This is a genomic window from Propionibacterium sp. (assembly GCF_047719395.1).
Taxonomy (GTDB): domain Bacteria; phylum Actinomycetota; class Actinomycetes; order Propionibacteriales; family Propionibacteriaceae; genus Propionibacterium.
On record NZ_JBDNTB010000024.1, the window covers coordinates 1 to 13,648 of the forward strand.

8 protein-coding genes are annotated in these 13,648 nt (G+C 65.7%); 1 reads left to right on the plus strand and 7 read right to left on the minus strand.

All coding sequences use genetic code 11. The features are described 5' to 3' along the window. The 5 genes from ABF648_RS05815 to nrdR all read right to left on the minus strand — a co-directional run. Nucleotides 1–735, minus strand: a 735-nt coding sequence (locus ABF648_RS05815) for a 4Fe-4S dicluster domain-containing protein (protein WP_415631351.1), incomplete at its 3' end; no start/stop codon positions are given. Beyond that, nucleotides 728–2,041 carry a glycerol-3-phosphate dehydrogenase subunit GlpB gene (gene glpB, locus ABF648_RS05820; protein WP_415631352.1) on the minus strand — a complete coding sequence of 438 codons (1,314 nt, stop codon included), beginning with the start codon at nucleotides 2,039–2,041 and terminating at the stop codon, nucleotides 728–730. The genes ABF648_RS05815 and glpB, both read right to left, overlap by 8 nt. Beyond that, nucleotides 2,041–3,690: an anaerobic glycerol-3-phosphate dehydrogenase subunit GlpA gene (gene glpA, locus ABF648_RS05825; protein ID WP_415631353.1), complete on the minus strand. Its 1,650-nt coding sequence runs from the start codon at nucleotides 3,688–3,690 to the stop codon at nucleotides 2,041–2,043. Before glpA ends, glpB begins: the two co-directional genes overlap by 1 nt. A gap of 146 nt (nucleotides 3,691–3,836) precedes the next feature. Continuing rightward, on the minus strand, nucleotides 3,837–6,713 hold the full coding sequence (locus tag ABF648_RS05830) for a vitamin B12-dependent ribonucleotide reductase (protein WP_415631354.1): 2,877 nt from the start codon (nucleotides 6,711–6,713) through the stop codon (nucleotides 3,837–3,839). Nucleotides 6,714–6,854: 141 nt separating this feature from the next. Next, a complete protein-coding gene (gene nrdR, locus ABF648_RS05835) occupies nucleotides 6,855–7,349 on the minus strand; it encodes a transcriptional regulator NrdR (protein ID WP_415631355.1) in 495 nt (164 codons plus the stop codon). A 1,475-nt stretch (nucleotides 7,350–8,824) separates the two neighbouring features. Here nrdR and lexA point away from each other — a divergent pair. Further along, nucleotides 8,825–9,694, plus strand: a complete 870-nt coding sequence (lexA, locus tag ABF648_RS05840; protein WP_415631356.1) for a transcriptional repressor LexA — start codon at nucleotides 8,825–8,827, stop codon at nucleotides 9,692–9,694. Between the two features lie 349 nt (nucleotides 9,695–10,043). On the opposite strand, the gene ABF648_RS05845 is transcribed toward lexA, so the two are convergent. Both ABF648_RS05845 and hflX read right to left on the minus strand, forming a co-directional pair. After that, nucleotides 10,044–12,137, minus strand: coding sequence for an ATP-dependent DNA helicase (locus ABF648_RS05845; RefSeq protein WP_415631376.1), 2,094 nt, complete (start codon nucleotides 12,135–12,137; stop codon nucleotides 10,044–10,046). An 86-nt stretch (nucleotides 12,138–12,223) separates the two neighbouring features. Next, entirely contained in the window at nucleotides 12,224–13,573 is a 1,350-nt protein-coding gene (hflX, locus tag ABF648_RS05850; protein ID WP_415631377.1) for a GTPase HflX, read from the minus strand. Nucleotides 13,574–13,648: the final 75 nt, after the last annotated feature.

Below are 13,648 nucleotides of genomic sequence, written 5' to 3' on the forward strand. Positions count from 1 at the left end.
CACCCACCGGAGGGGCGGCGGCGCGGCCGCACCCCTCATGCCCCGCCCCCCCCGCCGGGGCACGACCAGCCGGGCCCCCCCCGGGGGCGGCCCGCCACGCCGGGGGGCCGGGCCGGGACGATGCTTGAGCCAGCCCTGGGTGGTCTGGGACTGCGCCACGGGCATCGGGGCGTTGCGGTGCACGCCGACGAACTTCTCCACCGCGATCCGGATCGGCTTCTGTTGCAACGCCCAGTTCGCCACCGGTGCGAAGGGCGTCATGAGCTTGCCCTCGAGCACGGTCTGGGTGATGAGTCGGTCGCGGACCGGCATGTGGCCCTGCTTGGCCACCGCCCGGGCCATCGAGTTCATCTCGGCGATCTTCACACCCTGCGGGCAGTTCAGGGTGCAGATGCCGCAGCTGGAGCAGTAGTCCAGGGTGTGGTCCACCGATTCGCCGTTGCGGAATCGCTCGGCCTGCGGGCCGACATACTTCGGGCCGCTGAATGCGGAGGTGACCCGTGCGACCGGGCACTGGGTCTCGCAGATCGTGCACTTGACGCACTGGTCGAGCGAGAGCCGGTTGAGCTGTTGCATCTCGTAGCTGTTGGGGCTGTGGTTGAGCCGCGGGCTGGCCTTCTTCAGCTTCTCCCAGACCGAGGTCTCGTAGGAACCCTCGGACCAGGAGGGTTCAGGCACTTCTGGCTGGCTGCCGGGCTGTCCTGCTCGTGCACTGGACGACTGTGTCTCAGTCATTGACTGTCTCCTTCAGGCTTGTGATGATCGCGTCGGACGCGCGCACCGCGCTGGCCAGCGCAATGCCTTCGCCGGACTTCTCGTCCCAGCGCATCGCACCGGCGAGGATGCCGCCGGCGGCGTGAAGATTGGTCCAGACCGGTCGCCCGGTTGCCGGATCGAGCACTGCCATATCGTGTGAAGCGGCAACACCGACTCGGAACAGAGGCTGTTCGCGGGCCCAGGTGTCGTTGATCAGTTCCCCCTCGGGACGGGCCAGCGGCAGGTCGAGGATCCGCTCGCCGAGGTTGCCGTAGGAGTCCAGTTCGAGCGATCCGGATTCGAATCCGCCGGGCGCAAGCAGCACTTGACGAGCGGCGATGTGGGTGGGGTGACCGGCAGTCGCGACGACCACCGCCTGGATCTGCGAGCCCTCGGTGTCAACGCCGGTGACAAGACTGCCGCGCACCAGCTCGACCCTTTCCGCCTTCGCGATGCGGGTGAGCTTCTCGTTGAGCCGCATGCCCGGAACACAGGGCGGCGGAATGGGGATCTCGAACAGCGGCTCCCCCAGCTGGGCACGGATCTCGGAGAATGCGTCCGGATCTTCCACCCCCAGCACTGCGGGCACCGCCACGGTCTCACCAGGTTGCACAATCGCCGAGAGCAGCCGGACGAAGTCACGACGCCTGGCCGGATCGTCCAGCGCCCGGGCGATGTTGAGACCCGTCGAGTCGGCTTCGTGGTCACGGGCCGGGAAGGAGATCTGCACGGCACGCGCCTGCAGGTGACCCCCACCCGGCAGTTCCTGGCTGGACAGATTGCCCGCGATGAGTGCTGCCGGGAAATCCTTCAGTTCGTCGATACCGACGACGACCAGCCGGCTGCCCGAATGCAGCGCACCCGGCGTTTCCGGGTCGAGGGAGACGACACCATCGGCCATCGAGGGCTGGTACAGATTCGTCGGGCGAAGCGCACCGATCGCCGTGGGCAGCACCACATTGACCTCGGGATCACCCTGGAGCAGCCCCTCCCCGACCAGTTCGGCCAGATAGCTGACGCCCTCGCGGACGGCATCGGCACCGGTCACCGCGTAGGGATGGGTGGGACCCCCGTGCTGTTCCTGGTCTGCCAGGAAGTCGCCGAGCTCGGCCAGCGGACGGCTGACCCGGCCCGGCCGGTAACCGAGCACATCCACGGTGCCCTGACCCAGCTGCAGGCCGCCGAGCCCCTTGTACACCAGGCACACCTGCAGGCCCGCCCGGCGCAATTTGATCGCCGCCACCAGTCCGGCTACGCCTGCTCCTACCACTACGACGTCACGCATCACGCCACCTGCCCTGTCTGCTGTGCACCAACCGTCTGTTGCGAATCGCCCGATTGTTCTGGGCCGACCGGGAATTGTTCAGGTGGATCGGCCGCTCCCGGTGCGTGGTCGATGTCGAGGGTTCCCCGGGCTATCCATTCGTCGAGCGCTGCCTGGCGCACCTGCAGGCCGCCCAGGATCGGCCACAGGCCGATCCAGCGGTGCTTGAGGAATTCCCGGAGCGCATGAGTCGCTTCGATCGAATCCGCGGCCCCCTCAGAGACCATCAGCCCCGCCGCACGGGTTGAGCAGAAACCCCCCTGGCAAGGTCCCATACCCAGACGCAGACGGCGCCGCAGGTCATCGAGGGTGGCCAGCGGATCCTCCTTGAGCAGATCCACGATCATCGACCTGCTCATCAGCTCGCACTCGCAGATGATCTGGTCCTTCTGCCATTCGTGCTCCCGTTCGGCCAACCGGTGGGTGACCCGGTAGGTGGGAGTACCGACTGCAGCCGGCACAGGCTCCGAAGCTGTGGTGCAGGCACGCTGCTCACCCATCTGCTCGCACATCTGGTCGACGATGTGCTCGGCCATCCAGCGGTAGGTGGTGAGCTTTCCGCCGGAGACGCTCAGCAGGCCGGAGAGGTCGTCGCGCTCCTGGTGGTCGATGACGGCCATGCCACGGCTCATGTGGCGGGTGTCACCGGCAGACACCCGGGTGTCCTTGACCAGCGGACGGGCACCGGACCAGGCATGCACCGCGCGCGCCTGGCGGAAGCCCGGGATGAGCGCCTCGCCGGCGTCGAACATCTGCTGGACCTCATCGTGCGGAATGGGCAGCCGGTCGGGATCGACGGCCTTCACGTCGGTGGTGCCGATCACCGAGACGGTGTGCACCGGCACCAGGATGTCGCCGTCGGCCGGGTAGATGCATCGATTGATGACGGTGTTCACCAGCCGGTGGTTCATCGCGATCATGATGCCGCGGCCGGGCACCACCTCGACGTCCTCGCAACCGGCCATCGCGGCCACCTGACCTGCCCAGGCTCCGGCTGCGTTGATGACGAAGCGGCAGTCGATGCCCAGCTCGCGGTCATGCTTCTCGTCGTGGCAGCGAACCCCGACAACTTTGCCGTCAGCTCGCAAGATCTCGGTGAGGCGGTGATAGCTCAGGATCGTCGCGCCATGCTCCTTCGCCGACTCGGCTGCACCCCAGACCATCTGCCAGCCGTCGACCGTGCCGTCGAAGACGGCGAAGGCACGCTTGATTCCCCGATTCAGTCTCGGCTCGCGCTCCAGTGCCTGGCCAACCCGAATTTCCTCTGCCGGAACATGCGCTGCCTGCGCAGCGGCGAGGAAACCGTCCGCATATTCCTCGGAGTCATCGGGTGTGACGACGAACAGGCCACCGGTCTGTTCCACGGCATCGGCGTGGATGCGGGTGATGATCGAGTTCTCCTCGGCGCACTGACGGGCCGATTCGGGATCGGAGACCACATACCTTCCGCCGGAGTGCAGCAGGCCGTGATAGCGACCCGTCGTTCCCTGGGCCAGATCCGCGCGCTCCACGAGGACCACGTCCAGGCCCCGCATCGCTGCATCTCTGGCCACTCCGACTCCAGTGGCCCCGCCGCCGACGACGACGACGTCCACGGACAAGTCCGCCATGACAACCCCCTGTCCAATCGCCGCTCCTATGCGGCGCTGACTGGGGACTACGTTAGGCGCCCGAGCCTTTTTCGCCCCGGTCGTCGCACGGATGTGCAAGGACACATCCGTGCGCACGCACCTCTAACCGCTCATGTGCTGAACGCTCAGCTGCACCCGCTGGTGGCACCGCATCCTTCGCAGACATAGCAGGAACCGCTGGGACGCATCTTGGTACCGCATGTCATGCACAACGGCGCGTCGAAGGCCTCTCCTGTGATGTCCTCCATCATCTCTGTGGTGGTGTGCGGTGCGTGGCCGGGCTTGGCCCGCCCGGCATCGGCATCGATGAGACTGGGCTGGATGGCCCCCGGCTCGTCCACCCTGATGTCATCGGCGGCGTCGTTCTTGAGCTGCTCGCTCTCCAGCAACGACGCCTCGTCCTCCTCGGAGAGGTAGTTGCCGGTCTCGACATAGTGGGCCCGCTCGGAAGCGGTGTAGATGCCGAGTTCGGAGCGCTCGTCGAAGTCGAGGTAGTCCAACGCCAGGCGGCGGAAGACGTAGTCGAGGATCGACTGGGCGATCCGGATGTCGGGATCATCGGTCATGCCGGCCGGCTCGAACTTCAGATTGGTGAACTTCTGCACGAAGCTCTCCAGCGGCACTCCGTACTGCAGACCGATCGACACGGCGATGGAGAAGGCGTCCATCACGCCGGCCAGGGTGGAACCCTGCTTGCCGAGCTTGAGGAAGATCTCGCCCAGACGACCGGAGTCGTAGGAGCCGGTGGTCATGTACCCCTCAGCGCTGGCCACCGAGAAACTCGTGGTGCGCGCAGCCCGGCTCTTGGGCAGACGACGACGCCTCGGGCGATATTCGATGCGCACCTCGGGCTTGGGCTTCTCGGCCTCTGAGACATTGTCATCCTTGCCCTCCGAGCCGCTGCTCAGCGGCTGGCCGACCTTGCAGTTGTCGCGATAGACGGCCAGGGCCTTCAGCCCCAACTTCCAGCCCTGCAGGTAGACATCGGCGATGTCGTGGACGGTCGCCTTCTCCGGAAGGTTGACAGTCTTGGAGATGGCCCCGGAGATGAATGGCTGCACGGCGGCCATCATTCGCACGTGGCCCATGGCGGGAATGGCCCTCACACCCATGGCGGTGTCGAAGACCTCGTAGTGCTCGGGACGAAGGCCAGGTGCATCCACGACATTGCCGTTCTTGGCGACATAGTCCACCACCTTGTCAGCGGCACCCTTGTCATAACCGAGATTCTTCAGCGCCCGGGAAACCGTGTGGTTGACGATCTGCATGGAGCCGCCGCCGACGAGCTTCTTGAACTTCACCAGTGAGAAGTCGGGCTCCACGCCCGTGGTGTCGCAGTCCATCATGAAGCCGATGGTTCCGGTGGGAGCCAGCACCGATGCCTGGGCATTGCGATAACCGTTCTTCTCCCCCAAGGAGAGTGCGGAACTCCACTGCACGGCGGCCGCACTGTGCACCTCCTTGTCCACCTCATTGATCGGTGCCAGGGCGTCATTGGCAGCCTGGTGCTTGGCGATCACCGACAGGTGCGCATCGGCATTACGGGCATATCCGCTGTAGGCCCCGACGACGCCTGCCATCTCGGCGGAACGCCGATAGGCAGCGGCAGTCATCAGCGAGGTGATGGCCGCGGCGAGCGCACGGCCGCCCTCGGAGTCGTATCCCTTGCCGAGCGCCATGAGCAGCGCGCCGAGATTGGCGTAGCCGATGCCCAGCTGGCGGTAATCGCGGGTGGTCGCGCCGATCGCCTCGGTGGGGAAATCCGCGAAGCAGATCGAGATGTCCATGGCGGTGATGACGAACTCGACCGCCTTGACGAACAGCTCTGTGTCGAAGGTGTCGTCGTCGCGCAGGAACTTCAGCAGGTTGAGGGAAGCCAGATTGCAGGAGGAGTTGTCCAGGCTCATGTACTCGCTGCAGGGATTGGACGCGTTGATCCGCCCCGACTCGGGGTCTGTGTGCCAGGCGTTGATCGTGTCGTCGTACTGGATTCCGGGATCCGCACACTCCCAGGCAGCCTGGGCGATCCTGTCGAACAGGCCGCGCGCCTTGATCGTGGACACCGTTTCCCCGGTGGTGCGGGCATGCAGATCAAAATCGGTGTCGGCCTCGACGGCTCGCATGAACTCGTCGGAGACGCGCACCGAGTTGTTGGCGTTCTGGTACTGCACCGAGGTGATGTCCCGCCCACCGAGGTCCATGTCGAAACCGGCATCGCGAAGGGCGCGGATCTTGTCCTCTTCCCGGGCTTTCGTCTCGACGAACTCTTCGATGTCGGGATGATCGATGTCCAGGACAACCATCTTCGCGGCCCGGCGGGTGGCACCACCGGACTTGATGGTGCCCGCGGAGGCATCTGCGCCTCGCATGAAGCTGACCGGGCCCGAGGCCGTGCCACCGCTGGAACGCAGCAACTCGTGGGAGGAGCGAATCCTGGACAGATTGATCCCTGCGCCCGAACCGCCCTTGAAGATCATCCCCTCTTCCTTGTACCAGTTCAGGATCGAATCCATCGAGTCGTCGACGGACAGGATGAAGCAGGCGCTCACCTGCTGGGGGCTCTCGGTACCGACGTTGAACCACACCGGCGAGTTGAAGGCGAAGTACTGGTGCACGAGCATCCAGGTGAGCTCTTCGCCGAAGACGTCCGCGTCCTCGTCAGAGGCGAAATAGCCATTCTCGCGTCCGGTGCGCACATAGGTCGTCACCACGCGGTCGATGAGCTGGCGAAGGCTGGACTCCCGCCGGTCAGTGCCCAGGGCGCCACGGAAGTACTTGGTGGTGACGATGGTCGACGCGTTGATGCTCCAGAAGTCCGGGAACTCCACGTCCTTCTGCTCGAAGACCACCTCGCCGGTCTTCCAGTTGGTCTGCACCACGTCGCGGCGTTCCCAGGTCACCTCGTCATAGGGATGCACGCCAGGCTTGCTGAAGACTCGCTGGACGGTGATCCCAGCGGGTCGCCGCACACCTCGCCTGGCGGCTGTCGTGGTCTGTGTCATCGTGACCTCTCTGTGCTGTGCCAGCAGTGCTGACCTGTCCTGATCGTGTGGAGCGGGGGACGAATCCGGACAGCACTGTCGGTGACGGTGCCGGGCCGGTTCGTGAGGGGCGTCGTGTCCGGGTATCCGGGTGATGGCGTCTCAGGGTGTTTCGTTGCCGGAAGCCGATGCCGGCTCCTGCGTGGGAAGAGCGCCGGACGAACGCAGTCGTGCGATCTCGGCCTCGAAGTCGTCTACGGACTGGAAATGCTGGTAAACACTCGCGAAGCGCAGATAGGCCACGGCATCGAGCCGACCCAGGGGCTTCAGGATCGCGACACCCACTTCTTCAGTGGGCACTTCGGCCATACCGCTGGCACGAAGACTGTCCTCGACGGTCTGCCCTAGTCTGGCCAGCTGAGTCTCTGTGACAGGACGCCCCGTGCAAGCCTTGCGGACGCCATTGATGACCTTGTCGCGGCTGAACGGTTCGATCACTCCGGACTTCTTCACCACCACGAGCTGCATCCGCTCAATGGTCGTGAACCGACGCTGGCACTTGGGGCACTGACGACGCCTGCGAATACTCGCGCCGTCTTCAGCGACTCGGGAATCGAGCACTTTTGAGTCGCTGTGATGGCAATACGGGCAATGCATCAGGCAGCTCCTCCCAGGCCCGGGACATGTTCCCACCGGTGCACAACACCTGTGGGTTACTACAATTTCTTGTGGAAACATGTGGAGAACAACCACAACTGGTGGGTGAACCACATGATTGCAACTACTAGATGTAGTAACCGTACACCTGCTGATTCGAAATCCACGAACTCTCCGGCGTGCCCCGGCGTGGCCTCGGCGTGTCGCACGGGCCGGCCCGTCACCTGTTCAGCCGGACGACCGCTTCCCGGTGCTGCGGGACCTCGGTGGACCCCATGGAATGCTGACCATCGCTGTTGGCCGCGTCAACTCGAACGGCATGCTGCGGCACATGTGAATCTGCCGAAGTGATGCTGGCAAAGGAATGGATCACCGCTGACGCGCCGAGAACCATCATCAGCAGGAACCCGGCCAGGACGACTGCCAGGCCACGTGTGGTGAGATGCCAACCCGTGGCCGTGGCCGAACACCGGGTTGTTGACGCGATGGGCGTCGAGGTTCGCGTGCCGGCATGTGAACCCGAGGCCGCTGAGCTGGGACCCGAACTCGGGACCGCTCCTCCTACGCGAGACCTGACCATTGCACTGTGGACACCGGCACCCGAGCCGGCGCCCACATCCGACATTCCGGCCGGCGTGCGCGGATTGGCAGGAATGAATGCGGATGGACTCGCGATGCCCCTAGCGGCCGCAGAGGGCGCCACAGCATCGCCGAGCACAACGTCAGTCGGGTGTATTCCGTGAGCCCCCGTGGTGAGCCCCGAACACACGAACGGGGTCGCCGACCTGAGATCGATGCGAATCAGGCTGGGCCCACCCGAAAGGCTCTCCGAGCCTGGATAGGCAGGTTGGACTGGCCTGGCGACAGGCCGCCTCAGATCTGGGCGAGGTTGGATCGCGCGAGACCGAGCACCCAGGTGCGGGGCCCTCGCCTGACCCACGCCCAGTTCATCCAGACCGGACATCCCGGCACTGCGCGCCTCGCCAGAAGGCCGATCGTCGATCACGGTGCCATGGGCGTTGTTCATGTTTGCTCCTTCCGCGTGCGCATGTGCGCGGACCCACCTCGAGTGATCAGGTTTCGAGCGGTAGAGCCGATTCATCGACCCAGGATCGAACACCTGTTCGAGTTTCATAATAGGACATCTGTTCGAGATTGCCAGCTCTGCGGACACTCGAGGCGACGCCGGCCGCCCAGGTGCTGTGTGGGTCCTCGTCGTCATGCAGATGAGTCCAGCAGCGGCCACCGACAGTTTTCGCCGGAAGACCGGAGGACTCGTCCCATGAGGGTCTGCCGCGCAGCTCCCGATCCAGGACAGAGCGCGGCGGCCACCGTCTTGTGCCGCCCGTGTACGGACACGGACCGGAGTGCCAGCACTTCTCCAGACGGTTCCCCGCACCCGTGCCCACACGCGGATCCCGACACGCGATCGAACAATCGTTTGATTCCGGGGTACAGCCGGATATCCTTCTGACATGTCTGCCAAGAAGACCTCGACATCGCCGTCACCGACGGTCGGCGAGCCTTCTGGCGTGGGCCGAGGCCCTTCCACCATGGGTGGAGCACGAAAGGCGGGCCGTCCTTCCAGCGCCCGGGTGGAGGCCGAGTTGCGTGCCTCCACGGCGCGAGGGCAGCAGTTCTCCGAGGTGACAGCCGACGTCCACAGCGCACCGCTGGATCCCTCCACGCTCAGTGCCCGCCAGCTCCGGATCCTCGAATTCATCTCCTCGAGCGTCGAGGCACGCGGTTATCCCCCGAGCATTCGCGAAATGGGTGACGCGGTGGGGCTCACCAGCCCGTCGAGCGTGGCTCATCAGCTCAAGGTGCTTGAGGCCAAGGGTTTTCTGCGGCGTGATCCGAAGCGCCCGAGGGCTCTGGAGGTCCACTGGTCCGAGCATTCCCAGGAAGCCTCTGTCCCAGGTGGCTCCGCCGGCACCATGGATGTCACCGGCTTCGGCGACGCCTTCCCACAGGCCGTCAACGTTCCACTTGTCGGGCGGATCGCCGCCGGCAGCCCGATCCTCGCCACCGAACAGGTGGAGCAGGTCATGCCGCTGCCCAGCGAGCTTGTCGGCAGCGGTACGGCCTTCATGCTGGAGGTACGGGGTGACTCGATGATCGACGCCGCCATCTGCAACGGCGACTATGTCGTCATCCGGCAGCAGGACACCGCCGACAACGGCGATTTCGTGGCTGCCCTGCTCGACGACGAGGCGACCGTCAAAGAGTTCCGCCGGCGCGACGGCCACCTGTGGCTGATGCCGCACAATCCTGCCTATGAGCCGATCGCCGGAGACCAGGCGCGCATCCTCGGCAAGGTTGTCGCAGTGTTGCGCAAGATCTAGCAGGACTGCCACATCCGGTCACAGGCACTCAGCCTCAGACATGTGCTCCGCAGCGACTGCTGCCACGCTGTGGGCAACTCCGTCCATCGTGTCGTCGGCGCGAGTCAGTTGGCTCGACAGGCCGACGGGCATCTGCGGATAAAATCCATGACCAGGGACTTTCGAGAACATGGGGACCATGGCAGTCGAAGCACCATCTTTTCTGCGAGCTGGTCAGCAGTGCATTCCAGCACTGCATGGTTTTCCGGACCGGTTCGGGGAGGGGTCCGATCTGCCCTGTCCAGAAATGTTCTGAATCCCGGGGTTGTCCAGCCCGGGGATTGGCCGACGGGGAACGCTCGGTGCCGTGTCACTTCTGCCCGCTGAGCCTCCTCAACGCATTCTCCGCGACGTCCAGCGAGGTCGTCGTCCAGAACGGCGGCAGAGAAGCCCTCAGGAAACTGCCGTAGCGCGCCGTGACCAGGCGCGAATCCAGGATGGCCACCACCCCGCGATCATTTCCGCTGCGCACCAGACGGCCCGCTCCCTGGGCCAGCATCAATGCCGCATGAGTTGCCGCGATCCGCATGAAACCATTGCCCCCAGCCTTGCTGACCGCCTGCTGACGGGCTTGGCTCAGCGGATCGTCCGGGCGCGGAAAGGGAATCCGGTCGATGATGACGAGCCGGCAGGATTCCCCCGGTACATCGATGCCCTGCCACAGCGACATCGTGCCGAACAGGCTCGTGGTGGATTCCTCGGCGAACCGGCGGGTCAGCTCGGGCAGCTGCATCTCGCCCTGGCAGAGCACCGGCAACTTGGGCAGCTCGGTGCGCAGATGGCGGGCGGCCGCATCGGCGGCACGCTGAGAGGAGAACAGTCCGAGCGTGTGCCCGTCCGCAGCCCACACGAGTTCGGCGATCTGCGCCAGCAATTCATCGGAGACGCCTTCCCTGCCGGGGCGTGGAAGCTTTGCCGCAACATACAGAATCGCCTGTTTCGGGTAGTCGAAGGGCGATCCGACGTCGATCCCGCACCACTGCGAGATGTCCTGGGGTTCGCCTCCCCCCTCTGCTGGATCGGAGCCGGCAGAATCGGAGCTGGCAAACCCGGCAGCATCAGCGGGACTCTCCACCCGATCGACGGCCTTGAGCCCCACCTGCCCGGCGATGGCCCCGAATGATCCGCCCAGGGCCAGCGTTGCGGAAGTCAGCACAGTCGTGGCACGGCTCAGGATCGCGTGTCTCAGGAGTCCCGCCACCGACAGCGGCGCCACGCACAGCTGACGCCCGAATCGCAGACGCTCGCTGATCCACACGACATCGGCTTCGGCCAGTGCTGCCATCCGCTCGGCGGTTTCGAAGACCTCCTGCATTCCCGCCTGGACCTGGGCGCGCTCGGTGTCCACCGTGCCCTTGCCGCCCGAGTGGCTCAGACCGCTCAGCGCGGTACGGGACAGCTCCCTGATCCGTGCCAACGCGGTTCCACAAGCACCATCAGGGCTGTTCACCCTTCCCAGCTCGCTGGAGTCCAGCGCACCTTTCAGCGCATCCGCTGCGTCGAACAGGTCCACTGAAATCTGGTCATCGAGCCATGCCGCGGCCTTCCTGGCGATCCTGTCCACCTGCTGGGGGCTGAGTTCCTGGCTCGCTGCCCCCGTCACCCGGCTGGTGAGTTCGTGGGCCTCGTCGATGACCACGGCATCGTGTTCGGGCAGCACGCTCCGCTCGTTGAGCGCGTCGATGGCGAGCAGCGCGTGATTGGTCACCACCAGATCGGCCTGGCGAGCCCGCGCCCGTGATGCTTCGACGAAGCACTCGTCATGAAAGGCGCATCGGGCACCGAGGCACTCCCGCGAGCTGACGGACACCTGTGCCCACGCCATCGGCGAATGTGGCGGCGCATCGTCCCTGTCGGCCAGACCGTCGCTCTCCCGCTGGTGGTTCACCCATTCGCGCAGGGCCACCACTTCTGCGCCCAGCGCACTCTCCGGGTCCGATGAGGCGGCGTGCGCCACTTCCGTCATCTCGTCTGCCCCGAGCAGGCTGTCCTGCTCGACGATCCCGCCCTCCAGGGCACGCAGCAGGCAGGCATAGTTCGAACGGCCCTTCACAAGGGCACTCACCGGCTCCCGGCCGGTCACCGCGGCGACCGCAGCGGCAGCCGTGGGGATGTCCTTCGTGGCGAGCTGGGACTGCAGGGCCAGTGTGGCCGTGGCCACGACTGTCGGTTTTCCGCTCTTCTGGGCATGCAGCATGACCGGAACCAAGTAGCCCAGCGACTTTCCGGTGCCGGTACCCGCCTGGACGAGCAGATGACACTGCTGCGAGAGGGCTTCGGCAACGGAATCAGCCATCTGCTGCTGGCCTGGTCGCGGCGTGCCGTGGATGGCACGGACCGCGGCTGCCAGGACCTCTCGGTGCCGTGGCGGTGCCTGTCGTGTCCCGTCCTGCTGTGTGTCCACCCGCTCGGGTCCCTGGCGGGAAGGTCGTGGGTGAATGCCCACCTGGCCTGGAATGCCGACGCCGGTGTCGTGCGGGGTCTTGGTCATCACTGTGCGTAGGGACGCAGTTCCCCGCCCAGGTCGGGGTGCACCCGAGCCACCAGGTGGGTTCCCTCGGCGAGGTATTCGTCCACCTCGATCTCCCCCTGGCGGTGCACCCTGTCGACCAGGTCGCCTCGATCCCAGGGGATGAGCACGTCCACCGATTCCTGCGGCACGGGCAGGCCGGCCTCGATCGCGGTGCGAAGCTCCTCGACGCCCTGCCCGCTCACTGCGCTGACCATCACGACACGCTCGTTGTTGGAGCGCAGGGCGGCCAGGGTCTCGGGATCAGCGGTATCGATCTTGTTGACCGCCAGCAGTTCGGGGATGTCCGTGGCGCCGATCGAGCGCAGCACCTCGTGCACGGCTGAGATCTGACCCTGGGGATCCGCGTCCGAACCATCGACGACGTGCACCAGCAGGTCCGCCTGCACGGACTCCTCAAGGGTGGACCGGAAGGCCTCGACCAGGTCGGTGGGCAGGTGCCGCACGAACCCGACCGTGTCAGTCAGCGTGTAGACCCGGCCGTCCGTGCTGCTGGAGCGACGGGTGGTGGGGTCCAGGGTGGCGAACAGGGCGTCCTCGACGAGCACACCGGCACCGGTGAGGCGGTTGAGCAGGGAGCTCTTGCCGGCATTGGTGTAACCGACCAGCGCCACGGAGGGGACGCGGCTGCGACGGCGGTCCTCACGCTGCATTTCGCGAGTGGATTCCATCGTGCGCAGCTTCTTGCGGAGTATCGCGATACGGGTGTTGATGCGACGGCGGTCGGTCTCCAGCTTCGTTTCACCAGGGCCGCGCCCGCCGATCCCGACACCGCCGGCCGCGCGCCCGCCGACCTGGCGAGAGAGGCTGTCGCCCCAGCCGCGCAGGCGCTGCTTCAGATAGTTCAGCTGGGCCAGTTCCACCTGCGCCTTGCCCTCCACGGAGCGGGCATGCTGGGCGAAGATGTCCAGGATCAGCGCGGTGCGGTCCACCACCTTCACACCCACCCGGTCCTCAAGATTGCGCAGCTGAGCAGGGCTCAGCTCGCCATCAGCGATGACGGTGTCAGCGCCGGTGGCCGCGACCACCTCACGCAGCTCCTCCACCTTGCCGGAGCCGAGATAGGTGGAGGCCTCGGGGCTGGAACGGCGTTGGATCAGCCCCTCGAGAACCACCGATCCCGCGGTCTGCGCCAGGGCCTTGAGTTCCTGCATGGCGTTCTCCGCATCGGCCTGCGTGCCCGAGGTCCACACGCTGATGAGCACGACGCGCTCGAGGCGCAGCTGCCGGTACTCGACCTCACTCTCGTCCACCAGCTCGGTGGACATGCCGGGTGCCCGGGTCAGTGCAGCGCGATCCGCCAGATCCATCTGGCCGGCATCGTAGTCGACCTGGTCGCCGAGATCGGAAGGCCCAGCAGGCTCCCAGGCAACATCGGTGGAAGT